At 63.9% G+C, this 15,875-nt stretch carries 15 protein-coding genes and 1 pseudogene; 12 read left to right on the plus strand and 4 right to left on the minus strand.

Translation table 11 applies throughout. The annotated features are described in order from the left end of the window. The first annotated feature begins 20 nt into the window (after positions 1-20). From KF886_02875 to KF886_02905, 7 genes and pseudogenes are all read left to right on the plus strand, one after another. Positions 21-251, plus strand: a complete 231-nt coding sequence (locus KF886_02875; protein MBX3176280.1) for a hypothetical protein — start codon at positions 21-23, stop codon at positions 249-251. 118 nt (positions 252-369) lie between these two features. Continuing rightward, positions 370-863 (plus strand): annotated as a pseudogene (locus KF886_02880) (DUF3465 domain-containing protein). Between the two features lie 81 nt (positions 864-944). Then, positions 945-1,505, plus strand: coding sequence for a nucleoside deaminase (locus KF886_02885; protein MBX3176281.1), 561 nt, complete (start codon positions 945-947; stop codon positions 1,503-1,505). 84 nt (positions 1,506-1,589) lie between these two features. Continuing rightward, a complete protein-coding gene (locus KF886_02890) occupies positions 1,590-3,668 on the plus strand; it encodes a protein kinase (GenBank protein ID MBX3176282.1) in 2,079 nt (692 codons plus the stop codon). 54 nt (positions 3,669-3,722) lie between these two features. After that, positions 3,723-4,367, plus strand: coding sequence for a DUF1080 domain-containing protein (locus tag KF886_02895; GenBank protein MBX3176283.1), 645 nt, complete (start codon positions 3,723-3,725; stop codon positions 4,365-4,367). 109 nt (positions 4,368-4,476) lie between these two features. Then, entirely contained in the window at positions 4,477-4,683 is a 207-nt protein-coding gene (locus tag KF886_02900) for a type II toxin-antitoxin system VapB family antitoxin (protein MBX3176284.1), read from the plus strand. Between the two features lie 75 nt (positions 4,684-4,758). Further along, the gene (locus tag KF886_02905) at positions 4,759-5,001 is read left to right on the plus strand and encodes a PIN domain-containing protein (GenBank protein MBX3176285.1); all 243 of its coding nucleotides are present in this window, start codon (positions 4,759-4,761) and stop codon (positions 4,999-5,001) included. A gap of 28 nt (positions 5,002-5,029) precedes the next feature. On the opposite strand, the gene KF886_02910 is transcribed toward KF886_02905, so the two are convergent. After that, a complete protein-coding gene (locus KF886_02910) occupies positions 5,030-5,590 on the minus strand; it encodes a dihydrofolate reductase family protein (GenBank protein MBX3176286.1) in 561 nt (186 codons plus the stop codon). A gap of 294 nt (positions 5,591-5,884) precedes the next feature. On the opposite strand from KF886_02910, the gene KF886_02915 reads away from it, so the two are divergent. Next, entirely contained in the window at positions 5,885-6,223 is a 339-nt protein-coding gene (locus KF886_02915; GenBank protein ID MBX3176287.1) for a type II toxin-antitoxin system RelE/ParE family toxin, read from the plus strand. Beyond that, on the plus strand, positions 6,220-6,507 hold the full coding sequence (locus tag KF886_02920) for a helix-turn-helix domain-containing protein (GenBank protein MBX3176288.1): 288 nt from the start codon (positions 6,220-6,222) through the stop codon (positions 6,505-6,507). The genes KF886_02915 and KF886_02920 overlap by 4 nt, the downstream gene beginning before the upstream one ends. A gap of 36 nt (positions 6,508-6,543) precedes the next feature. Here KF886_02920 and KF886_02925 read toward each other — a convergent pair whose 3' ends face one another. Next, positions 6,544-6,984 carry a hypothetical protein gene (locus tag KF886_02925; protein ID MBX3176289.1) on the minus strand — a complete coding sequence of 147 codons (441 nt, stop codon included), beginning with the start codon at positions 6,982-6,984 and terminating at the stop codon, positions 6,544-6,546. A gap of 489 nt (positions 6,985-7,473) precedes the next feature. Further along, positions 7,474-8,463 carry an NAD(P)-dependent alcohol dehydrogenase gene (locus KF886_02930; GenBank protein MBX3176290.1) on the minus strand — a complete coding sequence of 330 codons (990 nt, stop codon included), beginning with the start codon at positions 8,461-8,463 and terminating at the stop codon, positions 7,474-7,476. A gap of 1,430 nt (positions 8,464-9,893) precedes the next feature. Here KF886_02930 and KF886_02935 point away from each other — a divergent pair. Next, a complete protein-coding gene (locus KF886_02935; protein ID MBX3176291.1) occupies positions 9,894-12,320 on the plus strand; it encodes a hypothetical protein in 2,427 nt (808 codons plus the stop codon). 130 nt (positions 12,321-12,450) lie between these two features. Here KF886_02935 and KF886_02940 read toward each other — a convergent pair whose 3' ends face one another. After that, entirely contained in the window at positions 12,451-13,584 is a 1,134-nt protein-coding gene (locus tag KF886_02940; protein MBX3176292.1) for a DUF5009 domain-containing protein, read from the minus strand. Between the two features lie 215 nt (positions 13,585-13,799). Here KF886_02940 and KF886_02945 point away from each other — a divergent pair, with 215 nt between their 5' ends. Continuing rightward, positions 13,800-14,027 carry a hypothetical protein gene (locus tag KF886_02945; protein MBX3176293.1) on the plus strand — a complete coding sequence of 76 codons (228 nt, stop codon included), beginning with the start codon at positions 13,800-13,802 and terminating at the stop codon, positions 14,025-14,027. Further along, complete coding sequence (locus tag KF886_02950) at positions 14,024-15,844, plus strand: sodium:solute symporter family protein (GenBank protein ID MBX3176294.1); 1,821 nt, start codon at positions 14,024-14,026, stop codon at positions 15,842-15,844. Before KF886_02945 ends, KF886_02950 begins: the two co-directional genes overlap by 4 nt. Positions 15,845-15,875 lie beyond the last annotated feature (31 nt).

Below are 15,875 nucleotides of genomic sequence, written 5' to 3' on the forward strand. Positions count from 1 at the left end.
ATCCATGGGAGACGGATTCAATGCCTGAAGCAAACGCGGACACACCCGGCGGGAGCCGGAGTTTGGCAGGCGGGCCCATCGAAAACGGGAAAGCGCAGGTTCCGGCGGGGGTGAACGATGAGGCCATGGCGGAATCGCCGCAAGCGGTGAGTCGGGCGAAGGCCATGGATGCGATTCTGGAGTATCGAAAGTCGGCGCCTCCCATCAGTGACGATGAAATACATCGGATCCGCCAGGAGTTGCGTGAATAGGGTTCGTGTCTTACGCGAGGTCGCTGGTAGTGCCGTGTTCATTCGGTGAGCGACGGGTTCGCCGTCGGGGAAATGGCGCACCTGCATCGCGTTCGGCGCGCCGTTGCTGGAGAGAGGGATGCGCAAATTCAGAACGGTATTCTTGCCAATCGTGCTGGTCGTTGGCGTCGCGCTCTCCATGCTCGCCGAGCGTGGTTCCCGGACGACCCACACGCCGCGAGACGGGAGTCCACCGGTTGCCTGGCAGGCGCCCGGGGCGTCGCGGGCAGCGGAATCGGGCCACGGCGCCCAGGTCCTTCAGGCGTTTCAGAACCGGCAAAGCAACGTGCAGGTGCACGGCGCGGGGACCGTCAGCCGGATACTGCCGGACGACAACCAGGGAAGCCGCCACCAGAAGTTCATTTTGACGCTGCCAGCCGGCAATACGCTCCTCATCGCCCACAATATTGACCTGGCTCCCAGCATTCCCGCTCTGGCGCCGGGGGACCTCGTCGAGTTCTACGGGTGTACGAGTGGAACGAGAAGGGGGGCGTGGTACACTGGACCCATCACGATCCGGCGGGCCGCCATGTGGGCGGCTGGCTGAAGCACAACGGGCGCACGTACCAGTAACCTTGGAGGCGCGTGGTGGCATTGAGCGAATCGGGTTCCCCCGCCGTGCAAACATCGCAGCCGGAGTCTTTGCATTTCACCATGCCGCCGTGGCTCTCGGCCATGGCGGCGGCGTATGCGCCCGGCGGCGCCCCGGAAGCGCGCATGGCTTTCGTGATCGAAGCCGCGCGGCGCAATGTGTCCGAACGGACGGGCGGCCCCTTCGCCGCCGCCGTGTTCGAACAGGAATCGGGGCGTCTGGTCGCCCTGGGGGTGAATCTGGTGACCACGCAGGGCGCATCCATCCTGCACGCGGAGATCGTGGCGCTGGCGCTGGCGCAGCGCGCCGCCGGAAACTATGACCTCGGCGCGCCGGGGCTGCCCGCCCACGAGCTGGTGACCAGCACGGAGCCCTGCGCCATGTGCCTGGGCGCGATTCCGTGGTCCGGGGTGCGGCGCGTGGTTTGCGGGGCGCGCGACGAGGACGCCCGGGCGGCGGGCTTCGACGAGGGGGCGAAACCGGCTGACTGGGCGGGGGCGTTGGCGGCCCGGGGGATTGCGGTGCTCCGCGACGTGGCGCGGGCCGAGGCGGCCGGCGTGCTGCGGGAATACGCCGACGGTGGCGGCCCCATCTACAATTCGCGCGCCGGGACCGGCGCCTGAACGGGCCCCCACAATATATTGTGACGGGGCCGGGGTGAGCTTGGTACAATGGGGGGAGTCCGGCCTTACCCAGACAGGTATCCCATGGCGCAAAATGAACCCCACGATCCGGAGCGGACCCAACCGCTTGATCCGCCGCCCGGGCCCGTGTTTGGCGATCGCTTTCGCGTTCGCCAGATGCTTGGCACGGGCGCGATGGGCGACGTGTACCTGGCGGAGGACCTGAAGCTCCAGCGGCGCGTGGCGATCAAGTGTATCCGGGCGGAGCACCGGGCGAGCGAGGTGCTCTTGCAGCGCATCAAGCGCGAATGCCTACTGCACGCGCGGATCGGCGCGCACCCCAATATCGTCACGCTTTACGACATCATCGACAGCGGCGACCAGTTGCTGATCGTGATGGAGTACGTCGAAGGCGAGGCCCTGGACAAGGCGCTCTCCCGCCTGACCCACAGCGCCCGCCCGATGCCGCCGGAGCGCTGCGTCGAAATCGTGATCCAGTGCCTGGAGGCGCTCGCGCACACCCACCGCCACGGCATCATCCACCGCGACATCAAGCCGGCCAACGTTATTCTGGATCGGAAAGCGCCGGGCCGCCGCTCCGCCAAGCTCATGGACTTCGGCATCGCGCGCCTGGAGGACGAGGACCCCAACGCCACCACGCTCACGCAGCCCGGCAGCCGCAGTCCCGGCACACCGCTCTACATGGCCCCGGAACAGATCGATTCCGCGGCCTACGGCCCGGTCACGCCCGCGGCCGACATCTATGCGGTGGGCGTGATGCTCTACCACATGATTTCCGGGCGCCCGCCGTTCCTCGGCACCATGACCGACATTTTCAACGGCCACCTCAACTTCACGCCGAAACCCTGCGCCACGGCATCGGGCGAACCGGTGGATCCCGTGCTGTGGGGCGCCATTGAGCGCGCCATGGCCAAGCGCCCGGCCGACCGCTTCGCGTCCGCCGAGGATTTCGCGGACATGCTGCGCGGTTACCTCACGATGCGCCGGGCGTCCGGCTCGTACGCCGGCGGCGCCACGGAATTCGACGAGCCGCCGCGCCGTAAGAAGTCCTTTCGGCGCAAGTCCGCCGCGGGCTGGATCGCGCCGGTCGCCGCTGTGTTGGTCGCGGTGGCGATTGGAGTCGGCCTCTACCTCCGCGCACCGGAGCGCCAGGACGTGGAGACGCAGCAAGCCGCCCTTCCGCCGGCCCTGCCGCAGGCGGATCCGCGCGAGGCCCGACCATCCAACGCGCCGAAGCCCGAGCCGGCTGAGACTTCGCCATCCAGTGCGCCGGAGCCCGAACCCGAGCCGGTAAGGCCCGTGGCCCCATTGGAATACACCGTGCCGGCGGGCCCGGAGACCAGCGCGATTCCCGCCGCCGCGCCGGCGGAATCACCGCCCGCGCCGACGCCCGCGCCGCTGCCGGAAATTATTCCGCCCACGCCCGCAACAGACGCCGGGGCGACGGAGCCGTCGCTTCCCCGGCTCGAGGAAACGGCTGCGCCGGTCCTGGACGAGTTCCACGCGTTTCCCGCCGTGACGGAGGCCGCTGATGCGCCCATGGTAATCGTAACCGAGGCCTCGGAGTTGCCGCCCGGTAGCGGGCCGGTTGCACTGTGGGATGACCCGGTAGTGTTCGACCCGCTGGAAGGGGCCGGCGGCTTTGGCGATGCGGGCGCGCCGGGGATGGAAACCGGCGATCCGGGGCCAGCCGCCGAACTCGAGACCGTGGCGGCGCGCGGCGAAGTGACCGTGGTTCCGCCGGCCTCCGAGACGACGCCCCCGGCGCCGGCGGCGGGTGTGGAGGCCAGGCCTATTCCCGATCCCGATGGCGGGCCGGGCGCGGATACGGCGCAACCGCGGGTGCACGTGGTGCAGGCGGGAGAAACCCTCAGAACGATCGCATCCCGGTATGGGCTGACCAGCGACGATCTGGCTCGCTGGAATCAGTTGCGCGACCCGAATTCCCTGTTCGTCGGGCAGGAACTGTACCTCTACGAACGGCCCGGCCTCGAATCTCGCGAAGCGCCCGGGGCGGAGGCTCCCGACGAGGATCGCGGTTCGCCGGGCCAGGTCTTCAAGGAGGATCTTAAGGATGTGTTCGACAAGACAAAGCAGGGCATCCGCAATCTGGGCCGGAAGGTGCGGAACGCGGGCAAGTAACGGCGGGCGGGCTGCCGTCCGGGCAAAGAGGAGGCGATAATGCGCGGAATTCGGATGATACTGGCGATCGGGTGCGTGTTTTTGGTGTCCGACCTGGCCCGTGGCGTCGCAGCCCCCTCCGATGGGGACGGCTTCGTGCCCATGTTCAACGGGAAGGACCTCACCGGCTGGAAGACCACGGGCAACTGGGTGGTGGAGGAGGATGGCGTGGTGACGCTCGTGCCGCGGCCGGGCGAATCGGGCTGGCAGCGCTTCGACGCCTACCTCATGACCGAGCGGACCTACAAAGACTTCACCATCGACCTCGAATTCAAAATCCAGAAGGAAGGCAACTCCGGCGTGTTCTTCCGCGTCGGCGATCCCCTGGACCCCGTGGAGCAGGGAATTGAAGTCCAGATCCTCGACACCCACGGCCTCGAAAACCCCGGCCACCACGACTGCGGCGGCGTCATCCGAACGGCCGGCCCCACAAAAAACATGGCCAAACCAGCCGGCGAATGGAACCGCTACATCATCACCTGCATCGGCAGCCACCTCACCGTGAATCTCAACGGCGAGCAGATCATCGACATCCAGCTCGACGAGGGCCCGATGAAAGACCGCCCCCTCGAAGGCCATATCGGTTTCCAGGACGAGGCGAAGCGGGTCTGGTACCGGAACGTGAAGATCAAGGAACTGGGCGGGGAAGCGGCGGAGTAGGCGGGGAAAGGGCGCGGAAACACCGTTTCCACCGTGATTCTTCCGGCCTTGCGGCGTTTTTTTGTGTGATATAATGCGTCTGGCAGTCATAACGATTCGGAGAAATAGTATGCGCGCCACGCTCAATATCGATGACGCCTTGCTCGATCAGGTCATGCAATATACCGAGTCCACCAACCGCTCCGAGGCGGTTCGCCGGGCGCTGAAGGCCTATATCCGGCAGCAGGAGATCCGCCAGATTTTGGCTATGCGGGGCACGATGGAGATTGACGATAGCTGGCGTGAACTACGTGCCCTGGACACCATGCCCCTGTGACGCCGATACTCGTCGATACGAGTGCGTGGGTCGACTTTTTGCGGCCCGGCTTGCAGCCCCTGGGCGAGCGGGTTGATGAACTGCTCGATGCGGATGCGCTGGCTTCTCAGGAAGGCTCGGCCCGTAGAAACGTTGGACCGCGACTGGGAAACCACTGGTAATCTCATGCGGCGCTTGCGTGAGCAGGGCATCACGGTTCCATTGACCGATGCCCTGATAGCGACCGTCGCGAAGCGGAACGGGATCGCCGTCTTGACCGCCGATGACCACTTCCGGCATTTGGGCGTTGATGTATACGCGCCCTCGGACGATCATTAGCGCGGCGCCGTCGGACGGATCCCCGATCCTACCGTCTCAGCGCATACCGCAACACCACGGCCCCCGAACGGAACTCCTCCCGGCCCACGAGCTCCAAGTCGACGCGCTTCGACAGCCCCGAAAAAAGGGTCGGCCCGTGGCCGGCCAGTCTGGGATGGATGATAAACTCGTATTCATCGATCAAACCCAACTCGGTCAAGGACAGCGCGAGTTTCTCCCCGCCCACGAAGATGCCGTTGCCCGGCTCCTGCTTAAGCCGCCGGACGGCCTCGCCCACATCGCCGCGCACCAGCTCCGCGTTCCAATCCACCCGCTCCAGCGTGGTCGACACCACGTACTTCTTCGCCCGGTGGATGGTGTGGGCGAACGGAAGCATCCACGCATCCATCCAGTCCGGGCATACGCCGGTCTCGGCCGGCTCCCGCCAGGCCTCCTCCATCATCTCGTAAACCACCCGGCCAAACAGCAGCGCATCGGCCTGTTCGATGCTGTGGGCGGCGTGGCGGTGCAATTCCTCGTCCGCAATACCTTCCCGATGATCGAAACACCCGTCCAGGGTCACATTGATGGAAAAGCGAAGGGGTCGCATTGTAGTTCCTCCTCAAACGTTGCAAGAATGGGCACGCCGAATATAGTGATAGGTGAGTTGGACTCGGTGTTGCCTTCCAGCATTAACGATGTTACTAAGCGTCGGTTTCGGCCAGCTCGATCAAATACCCATCAAATACGGAAGTAGTTGACGCGCGGGCGTTTATATCCTATCATGCGTCTGGAGAGGCATTCCCCATCAAAGAAATAACGCAGGCAATCTGGAACAAATAAATAGTTCCAATCCAGTGCTTGTTGACGAAAGGTAATCCAATGGATTATAGTTGGGGTATAGATGCAGACGATTGTCGAATTGCCCGAATTTGTCCGCCGAGCGGCGGGGCTGCTCACTGACGACGAGAAACGTGAGCTCCTGAACTACCTGGCCTCGGAACCTCGTGCAGGGGTCCTCGTGCAGGGTACCGGTGGCGTTCGAAAGCTCCGCTGGGCGGTGGGTGTGAAGGGCAAGAGCGGTGGCGTTCGCGTAATTTACTATGTACATGGCATCAGGGTCCCGATCTTCCTTCTGACGGTCTACGGGAAGCGTGAAAAGGACAATCTCACGAAAGCGGAATGCAATGAACTGGCGCTACTTACAAGCGCGTTGGTGAAGAACTACCGGAGCCGGTCATGAGTGAAGTTTTCGATAGCATTAAGAAAGGACTGGAGGAGGCTATTGCCTATTCCGAGGGCCGGTGTCCCGAGGCGGTGGTGCACGAAGTTACGCCCCTGGATGTGAAAGCGATTCGCGCGCAGGTGGGGATGAGCCAGTCGGAGTTTGCGTCGGCCTTCGGGATTAGCGTGAGCACCTTGCGGCATTGGGAGCGCGGCGACCGGAAACCGCAGGGGCCGGCGCTGGTGCTGTTGAATATCGTCGCGCGGGAGCCGAAGATGGTGTTGCGGGTGCTGGCGGGTTAGGAAGTCCCGCTGGGCGTCGAGCAGAATACCCCGCGCCTACGAGGTTTCGGAATCGTCCTGAGACGAACCGCTGGGGAACAGCGCGAGCAGCAGAAACCACCCGACGCCAAAGCCCGCAATGGATGCGAGGAATGCCAGCGGCGCGTGTCCCGAGATCGCTGCAAACGTCGACATGGACAGCGAACCCGAGGCTAGGAAAAGCACGACAGTCGACGTGTTGAGTCTGATAACACTCCACGAAGTTACGGCGCAAAGCAGGATTCCAAGGGGCGCCCCAAGACCCAGGGAGAGCAAAATCGCTTCCTGTATGGCGAAAGCAATCGAATAGCCGCTGCAAACATACACGAGGGCAATCAGGAAGAATGCGATACAGAAGCCGCACGCCGGGCCGAGCACGAAGGTCAGCATTAAGTACTTCAGGAGTTTCGCTCTTTTCTCGACCTCCATTTCCCGATATCCCTTCGTGCTGGCGCTCATTCGCAATGCTCACGCAACTGCAGCGTAGCAGTCGGTGACTGCTGAATCAACATGGCATGCGTACTCCAAATTCTATGGGGTGGTGAGACCGGTAATTCGGATCGCCGTGTCGAAGCATAGGATGTGGCCGATTACAGCCACCGCGCTTTTTGCGTAATGGGACCTTGCCTATTTCCCGGGGGGCCAAGTTTCGGCGGTGGACGCTTCGACGAGCAATTGTGAAATCGCTGTTACGCAAGCCCCTTCAGTTTCTCTTACAGAAGCCCCAATCCATATTCGGGGCCATCGTTGAATTCGAGCCAAAGCCTGCAAACGTCCGGGGACGTCACATCAACGACATCTGGAAGCATGATTACTGCTCCAGTGGATCTATGGGAAGTAGCGGCCGTGTTTCAGGTGTCCGTTCTCCTTCGTTCCTTCCATGAACAGCAACCCCGGAAACAGCTATCGCGAGAATACGGGCACCACGCTGGGAGTGCGCTGCGGGCGTTAGCCGCCAGACTCTTCGCCCTCGACAATCGAGACCACGACACTGCCCCGTTTTCGTCCGGTGTCCACGTGGGCATGGGCCTTTGCGATTTCCTCGAAGGCATAGATGTGTTCAATATGCGGCTTGAACTTCCCTTCGGCGGCGAGCGCGGCCAGGAACGCCGTCTTCTCCGCACTCGGCGCCGCAACGCCGGTGATAACCGTCTTTCCACCCTTTCGTGACACGAACGGCGCGTGAATCATCCCCCAGAGGGAGCCCAGGACGACCAGCAGCCGCCCCCTCGGGCTCAGGGAATTCTTGCAGACGGCCCAGGGCGCGGAGCCGGCGGCGTCGACGATGAGGTCGTAGGTCTTGCCGTTCCGGGTGAAGTCCTCCTGCGTGTAATCGATGACATGGTCCGCCCCGAACGCGCGCACCAGATCGGCATTGGCCGCGCTGCACACGGCGGTCACTTCGGCGCCGAAGTGTCTGGCGATCTGAATCGACGCGATGCCCACCGCACCCGACGCGCCGTTGACAAGGACCGATTCCCCGGGCCGAACCTTGCCTTTGTCGCGCAGGTAGTGCAGCGCGGTGGCTCCGCCGAAGCAGAGGGCGGCCGCTTCCTCGAAGCGCAGGTTCGCGGGCTTCAAGGCGATGGGCCCGCTCTTGGGCACGCACCGGTATTCGGCGTGGCCGCCGAACTCCGCGCCGGAGAAGACCGCATCGCCCGCCTGGAACTTCGTGACATCCTTCCCAACCGCTTCCACCACGCCCGAGAACTCCATCCCCAGAATTCTCTTCCTCGGGCCGGTGATGCCCAAGGCGAGGCGCGCGATAAGGCCGAATCCCGGCGGTACGTTCAAACTGCGCACCCGCCAATCCCCAGAGTTCACCGCCGTGGCGTGGATCCGGACCAAGACTTCATCGTCACGCGGAACGGGCGTCGGGACTTCTTTGATATAGACGACCTCCGGCGGGCCGTAGCGGTCGTAGACGGCGGCTTTCATGGCGGGGCTTTCGTTTGGGGTTATCGTCAACGCTACCGTAGCACGCCGCCCACTTGATCTGTCAAGGATTCCATCGTCCGCAATCGATTGCGCTTCTACTTTGCCCGTATCCCTCGGTATCCCGCGCGCCTGGGGCTTTCGATTTTGGTAACACTTTGGCGGTCTGAAGCGTAGTAGATTTTCAACCACGAATGAACACGAATTTACACGAATAAGAGAGGCTATCGACCGGGATCAAAGACTCAAATGGAACGAAAGCAGGTCCGCGGCAACGGGAGTTCGCGAAATAACGTGACGTACGTGGTTTGGAATGGAGTCCCGGCGTCCCCAGGAGCGCAAAGCATTGGGGACCCGCGCCTCTTCACGTACATATCGATCGCGATATGTCTTGCGCTCGTCCTGCCGCGGAATGTCCGCGATCCGGTTGCGCCTGGCGGCGCATTGGACAGGCGGGACGCCTATCCGACATTTTGCGCCTGGCGGCGCTGAACACAGCCGGGACGCCCGCCTCCGGCGCGTCATGGAGCTGTGCCACTTTCTTTTCGGGGTCGTTTTGGTTGGGTCAGGGGAATTTTTTGGAGGCAGGCTCGCGTTGCCGGAATGTCCGCGATCCTTTGCGCCTTTCGGCGCATTGGACAGGCGGGACGCCTATCCTACGTTTTGCGCCTTTCGGCGCTGAACACAACCGGGACGCCCGCCTCCGGCGCGTCATGGAGCTGTGCCACTTTCTTTTCGCGGCGGTTTTGGTTGGGGGGAAGGGGAATTTTGTGGAGGCGGGCTCACGTTGCCGCGGACAGACCGAATGTCCGCGATCCGGTTGCGCCTGGCGGCGCATTGGACAGGCGGGACGCCTATCCTACATTTTACGCCTTTCGGCGCTGAACACAGCCGGGACGCCCGCCTCCGGCGCGTCATGGAGCTGTGCCACTTTCTTTTCGCGGCGGTTTTGGTTGGGGGGGAAGGGGAATTTTGTGGAGGCGGGCTCACGTTGCCGCGGACAGACCGAAGGTCCGCGATCCGGTTGCGCCTGGCGGCGCTTTGGACAGGCGGGACGCCTATCCTACATTTTGCGCCTGGCGGCGCTGAACACAGCCGGGACGCCCGCCTCCGGCGCGTCATGGAGCTGTGCCACTTTCTTTTCGGGGTGGTTTTGGTTGGGGGGGAAGGGGAATTTTTGGAGGTAGGCTCACGTTGCCGCGGACACGAATGTCCGCGATCCTTTGCGCCGGGGGCGCAATCTGCCGGCAGTTCGCCGGCGCTCCATAGTTGCATGTAGCCTTTATTCAGCAAGTCGTTCTGGTTTGGCCACTGTACCTCGCCCGGCTGAAGTGTTACTCCCGTTGAACGGCTCGCGGTGGTGTTATACCCTGAATCCGTTCGCGATGGCGCGGTTCTCTGGTGCGCCGGCTCCACCGCGCGGGAGATTTCGAATGCACGCTGTTCACTGCGCTCGGCGCGCGACAACCGCCGCCCCCCTCCGCTTCTTCCTGGCCGCCCTGGCGTTTGGGCTGGCCGCCGCATTCCCCACGGTGGCGTACGCCGCGACCTGGCGCCTGTCCATTGCGGATTCATTGCTTGGGGACGCCGCCATCGAGGCGGCGGTTGAGGATTTGAAGGACGCCGCGGCCAGGGGTGGAGAGCGCATCGAAAGCGGGCCTATCTCCGATGATGCGGATCACGTGATTCTCGCCGGCACGGCGGATTCGCACCCCGCTATTGCGCAACTCGCCGCGGACGGGTTCGATGTGTCGCCACCGGCGGACCCGCAAGGCTTCGCGATCCGCACCTTTGACCGCGATAGCCGCCGCACTTTGGTTGTGACAAGCCGCACCGTCCAAGGGCAGGTTTACGGCCTGTACTGGCTGTGGGACCGTATACGGGTGCATTGGGATATCCCCGAGATCAATACAACGCGAGAACCCGCGCTGGCCGTGCGGCACCTTGGCGGTTTCACGGCGGGCGACCTGCGCCAGGCCTTGCGCTACACGGCGACGTGGGTGTCCGATCACGACGCGCTGAATCTGATTCCGTGGGGCGTGGCGCCGGAGGACGCGGAGAACGCGAAACAGCGCGAGCAACTCCGTCCGCTCATCGCGCTGGCCCACGCGTGGGGCATGAAGTACCTCGTGTATTGTGACGAATTCTCCTACCATCCCGACTGGCTGGCGCGGCAGGGCGCCACCTTGGATCCCGACGACCCGAAGCTCTGGGACGCCCTTCAGAACAAGTACCGCGCGCTTTTTGCGGCCCTGCCGGAGCTCGACGGCATCCGGGTTCGCACGGGCGAGCACACGCGCGTGGGCGGCAACTACCGCCCGCTCGACATTATGCGGGATCCGGAAAACCCGGCGTGGCCCCTCGAGCGCCGCTACCGCACCTTCGTCCAGAAGATGCACGAGGTCGTGGTGGGCGAGCTGGGAAAGATCTATTTCCACCGCACCTGGGTGGCGAATGCCCGCGAACAGCATTCGGACCCCGAGGTATACCGGGCCATTTTCACGGACAACGTCCCCACGGAGAACCTCTGGCTTTCGCCCTATATGAGCCTCGCGGACCGGTGGTACTACCAGCCCTACAACCCAACCTTCAACCTGACGCCGCACAAGATGGTGGTGCTGCTGTCTTCCCTCGATTACCACGCGGCGGGAAACGAGGTGTTTCCCTCTTTCCCGGGCCAGTATCACCAGGGCGGGATGCTGCATGTGCTCGCGGCGGAACACAGCAACCTCGAGGGCGTCCATTTCGCGATGCCCGCGCGGGAGGGATGGGACACGGCGAGCCTCACCGGCTACGTCGCCTTTCGCCTCGCGTGGGAGCCCTGGGCCGACCTCAACGCGATCGCGCGGGACTTCGCCTCGATTCACCTCGGGCCCGAGGCGGCCCCGGAGATGGCGCGCGCGTTGATCCTGAGCCATCAGGCCTACCAGGACGGCATCTACATCAAGCCCGTGGCGGAGGGCATTACGGGGAACACCCTCCCCCACCTGCGCCTCACCACGTTCCCGCTTCAGGGCATCCCACAGATCGATCAGGGCCGCGCCCATGTCGAGTGGCTGCGCGACACCATGATGGCGCCCAGCCGGGGGCGCGAATCGGAAGCGTTGGCCTTTCTCGACCTGGGCCTCGCCGCCGCGCGGGTCATCGAGGAAATCACGGTGCGGAGCGCGCCCCGGATTCGCGATCGCGCCGTAGCGGAGGGGGCGGTCCGTGGCGCGCGGCAGGCCCGCTGGCTCGTGGAGACCAACGCCGCGTATGTGGCGCTGTGTTACCGTTACTTCGCGTACCGCGAGAACCCCGCGCCGGTGGCACGCGACGCACTGGCGGAGGCCCTGGCGCGCCTGGAGGCGGCCCGGGAGGCGTTTACCGCGCTGGAGAACTTCAGCTACCGGCTCTACGGCGTGGATCAGATGCTGGCGAACGCCCGGACTGCCCTGGCGGACCTCGACGCCGCGGAACGCGCGCTTGCCGCGGCTCCGGACGCACCCGGGACCCAGGCCCTCATCAAGGCGCGGCAGGCCCGGGACCGCGACGCGCTGGCGGCGCCAGACCACGGCTACACCCGAGCCCTGCGGTGGCGCGGGCGCGTGGACGGCAAGGATATCCTGCATATTCGCGGTGACAGGGTCGAAATCGAACACCTCGCCTGGGATCCGATTCAGTCCGACACGTACGAGGTGTTTACCCCCCTGCCCGCGCGCCCGGTTGAGGTGGTGATTCGGGACGTGGAATCCCAGGCGCCGCACCCGTTTGTCCTCGAGCAGCCGTCCGAGGAGAACAACTTCACCGCCTCCATTTACCTGCACAACAGCCCGCCGGGCTACAACTGGTGGGAGATTGAGGTGTATTTCAAGGAATAGACGCCGGGCCCCATCACCAACCCGTGAATATGTCCCTCTCCAAGGGTCGTAATGCGGGAGATTCATCCTTCTGAGAAGGACAAATGCCACCACATGCTCCCGAATCGATCGCCGTCCTCGTTTTGGCGTTTCAAACCCGCAGGAAGATCTTGCGGTGGTACAGGAATCGCGCGAAGAGGAAGACGATCACGATAGCCACGGCAAGAATGAACAGCTCTCCATACTGCCCGAATTGATCGGCGACGGGCCCGCCCACGATACGGCGCGCGATATTCCGGAAATCGATGAACTCGCTGAGCATGTAGATCATCAGGGGGTTGGCGCCGATCCAGATGAGGGGAATGGCCCAGCGCTGAAATTTCAGCACGTCCACGACGCAATAGAAGAGCGCCAGCAGCAGGCAGCTGTAGCCGCCGGCCACCAGCACGAAGGAGGACGTCCAGATCTTCTTGACGATGGGAAATTGCAACCCCCAGAGGTAGCCCGCAAGCACCATGAGGACGCCCGCCCCCGCAAAGATCCAAACCCGCTTCCAATCGCTGAAGCGGCCGTCCCGGAGGATCAAGCCGGCGAAGACGCCGAGCAGCGCGGTGGCGATCGCGGGGATTGTGCTCAACAGGCCTTCGGACTCCGAATACTGCCCTTCTTCCTTCATTGGGAGGAATTTGTAGTCCACCCAGTCGACAAAGTTTTCCTTCTGGTTGAAGGTCGTCCCGGCGACGCCGAGATCGGGATGGGGCACAAAGCTGACGAGCGCCCAGTAGCCGATGAGGATTGCGACGAAGATCGCGACCTGCGCCTTCACCCGCACGTTCATGAAGATCAGCGCGGCGCCCAGGTAGCACCAGGCCATCCGCTGCAAGACGCCGCTGAACGGGCTTTCGGAAGCCAGATCCTCCAGGCCGCCGTCCCGCAGCGCCCCGAGGAGGAAGAGCAGCACGCTCCGGCGCAGCACGCGCACATGCGCCGCGAGCTTCCCGCGCTCCGCGACGTATTTCGGCAGCGAAAAGACCACCGACATCCCCAGGAGAAACACGAACAGGGGGAAAATCAGGTCGTAGAAGCGGAAACCTTCCCACTTTACGTGTTGGAGCTGCGTCGAAAAGAACGACGCTGATGGCGAGTCACTGATCTTGCCGAGCGCGCGGACAAAATAGTCCGCTCCGATAATCCAGAACATATCGAATCCACGGAGGGCGTCTACGGACACCACGCGCGCGGTCGAGGAAAATTTGTGCAGGTTTGTGTTGGATGCATCAGACATGGCGAAGTCTCCCGGGTTCCCACGCCGAGATCATACGTCCGAAGCCGGGAGCGGAGTCAACTGATATTTTTGGCTGGCTGGCGCGCCCGGCGCGGGCTTTGTTACCATGCGCCGGTCGAACCTGCGGCGCGGCCCGTGTTTCCGGAGAGCGCACCACGCACGCCGCATGAATCAACCCGCACAGCCGCGGTGGCTGGGCCGTGGATCCTTCACGCATGCTTGAACTCTCACGGGTATTGCCCATCTTCTGCCAGTTCGGTGTTGGCGCGGTGCTGGGCCTCATCGGCATTCGCGCCGGCGTGGCCGGCGGCTATCTGAACCTCCAGCTGAGCCACCACCGGCAGATGGTGTGGGTGTTGATCGGCGGCTACGCGGCCCTGCTGGCCCTTTCCTGCGCCTTCACCTTCTGGCTGCCCTTCGCGGGCGGGGAGGCCGCGCCATGATCGGGACGCCGCTGGACATCGCCGTGATGGCGACCTATTTTGTGGCCGTGATCGGGTTTGGCGTCTATTTCGGGCGCTACAGCAGCACCACGAAGGATTTTTACCTGGGCGGGCAGCGCTTCGCGTGGTGGGTGATCGCGTTTTCCGCCACGGCCACGACGGTGGGGAGCTACAGCTTCGTCAAGTACAGCGAGGCGGGGTTCAACTACGGGATCAGCAGCAGCCAGACGTACCTGAACGACTGGTTCTGGATGCCGGTGCTGCTCCTGGTCTGGCTGCCGATCATTTACTACCAGCGGATCCAGTCCGTCCCCGAGTTCTTCGAGCGGCGCTTCGGTCCGGGCGCGCGGGCGGCGGCAACCATCATCATCCTGCTCTACCTCATTGGCTATGTCGGCATTAACCTGCTCACACTTGGCGTGGCGATGCAGACCATGCTCGGCTTGCCGGTGCTCGCGGGCGCCGCCATCGCCTGTGTGGCGGTGACGTTCTATGTGTTTGCGGGCGGCCAGACTTCCGTCATCATGACCGACCTTGTGCAGGGCATCACCCTGCTCGTCGTGGGTTTGGGCGTATTTCTGGCCGGCGTCCTGCATGTGGGCGGCTTTGTCGACTTCTGGGCGCTTCTGCCGCAAAGCCACCGTTTCATCTTTTCCGAGTTCAACAGCCCCGACAAGTTCAGCTTCATCGGTATTTACGGCCAGGATGGCCTCGCAAACTCCGGCGCGTTTGTCCTCATGAACCAGGGCATCATCATGCGCTTTCTGGCGATGCGCAGCGTGAAGGACGGCCAGAAAATGGCCATCTGCTGGATCCTGGTCCTTTCGCCCCTCGCCGCGATCACGGTGAGCGGCGGCGGCTGGGTCGCGCGGGCGCTGGTGGAAAATGGCGAGATCGAGGCGAAGGCGAGCGACGCCTTTATTCTCGCGTCCCATTTTCTCTGTGGGCCGGGCGTATTCGGTTTTGTGCTCGCCGCGCTCATGGCGGCGCTCATGAGCACCGCCGACACGCTGATCAACGCGTCCAGCGCGGTTTTCGTTAATGATATCTACAAGCCGTACATGAAGAGAGAGGCCGCGGACCGGCACTACCTGCGCGTTGCGCGGATCTCCAGCCTCAGCGTGGCCGCGATCGGCCTGGCGCTCGTGCCGCTGTTCCAGGGCGACACCGTCTACCAGGCGCACGCCAAGTTTACCGCCGCGGTTACACCCCCGATTGTTGTCGCGATTCTCTTTGGCATCCTCTGGAAGCGCTTCAACACCCCCGCCGCGCTCGCCGCATTGCTCGGCGGCGGCGCCCTGGTCTTCCTCTCCACCATCGCGCCCTTCGACGGCCTTTTCCTCAAGCCCGTCTCCTTTGGCATGGGCCCGGACAGCTACGGCTTCACGCGCGCGCTCTTCGGGCTTCTCGCCAGCGGTGTCCTCGGCACGATTGTCACCCTGTCTACCCGGCCCCAGCCGGCGGAAGCCATCGCGGGCCTCGTGGCCGGCACACAGACGGTCGCCATGGAGCGCTTCAAGGGCGGCGCGCTGAACCGGCGGGAAGGAAAGGTCGTCTACCTCACAGTGGAAGCCGATCCGGCCCTGGCCGGGCGCGAAGATGCGCAGCTTTCCCGGGAACACCTCGACACCCTGGCGGCCGAACCCGGCGATCTGCTGTACATCTGCGACCGGCGCTGGTGGCTCGGCGGGCTTCACAGCATCCACCTGAAGGCCGCGGAACCGGGCGGCGCCGACACGGTCCGCATGTGTCCGGAAGCCATGGCGGGCGCCCACCTGAAGAACGGCGACCGCGTCTGGATCGAGAAGATGTTCTGATCGGGATCAGGCTTTCATGAGGCGTTGCGTC

The sequence above is a fragment of the Candidatus Hydrogenedentota bacterium genome (assembly GCA_019637335.1).
Lineage (GTDB): Bacteria > Hydrogenedentota > Hydrogenedentia > Hydrogenedentales > JAEUWI01 > JAEUWI01.

What these genes read in the sequence shown, in the direction of transcription:
- KF886_02895 (MBX3176283.1), top strand. Translation starts at nt 3,723, where the DNA reads ATGATACTGGCGATCGGGTGCGTGTTTTTGGTGTCCGACCTGGCCCGT.
- KF886_02920 (MBX3176288.1), top strand. Translation starts at nt 6,220, where the DNA reads ATGAGTGAAGTTTTCGATAGCATTAAGAAAGGACTGGAGGAGGCTATT.
- KF886_02940 (MBX3176292.1), bottom strand. Translation starts at nt 13,584, where the DNA reads ATGTCTGATGCATCCAACACAAACCTGCACAAATTTTCCTCGACCGCG.
- KF886_02950 (MBX3176294.1), top strand. Translation starts at nt 14,024, where the DNA reads ATGATCGGGACGCCGCTGGACATCGCCGTGATGGCGACCTATTTTGTG.
- KF886_02925 (MBX3176289.1), bottom strand. Translation starts at nt 6,984, where the DNA reads ATGAGCGCCAGCACGAAGGGATATCGGGAAATGGAGGTCGAGAAAAGA.
- KF886_02900 (MBX3176284.1), top strand. Translation starts at nt 4,477, where the DNA reads ATGCGCGCCACGCTCAATATCGATGACGCCTTGCTCGATCAGGTCATG.
- KF886_02930 (MBX3176290.1), bottom strand. Translation starts at nt 8,463, where the DNA reads ATGAAAGCCGCCGTCTACGACCGCTACGGCCCGCCGGAGGTCGTCTAT.
- KF886_02890 (MBX3176282.1), top strand. Translation starts at nt 1,590, where the DNA reads ATGGCGCAAAATGAACCCCACGATCCGGAGCGGACCCAACCGCTTGAT.
- KF886_02915 (MBX3176287.1), top strand. Translation starts at nt 5,885, where the DNA reads ATGCAGACGATTGTCGAATTGCCCGAATTTGTCCGCCGAGCGGCGGGG.
- KF886_02945 (MBX3176293.1), top strand. Translation starts at nt 13,800, where the DNA reads ATGCTTGAACTCTCACGGGTATTGCCCATCTTCTGCCAGTTCGGTGTT.
- KF886_02935 (MBX3176291.1), top strand. Translation starts at nt 9,894, where the DNA reads ATGCACGCTGTTCACTGCGCTCGGCGCGCGACAACCGCCGCCCCCCTC.
- KF886_02885 (MBX3176281.1), top strand. Translation starts at nt 945, where the DNA reads ATGCCGCCGTGGCTCTCGGCCATGGCGGCGGCGTATGCGCCCGGCGGC.
- KF886_02905 (MBX3176285.1), top strand. Translation starts at nt 4,759, where the DNA reads ATGAACTGCTCGATGCGGATGCGCTGGCTTCTCAGGAAGGCTCGGCCC.
- KF886_02875 (MBX3176280.1), top strand. Translation starts at nt 21, where the DNA reads ATGCCTGAAGCAAACGCGGACACACCCGGCGGGAGCCGGAGTTTGGCA.
- KF886_02910 (MBX3176286.1), bottom strand. Translation starts at nt 5,590, where the DNA reads ATGCGACCCCTTCGCTTTTCCATCAATGTGACCCTGGACGGGTGTTTC.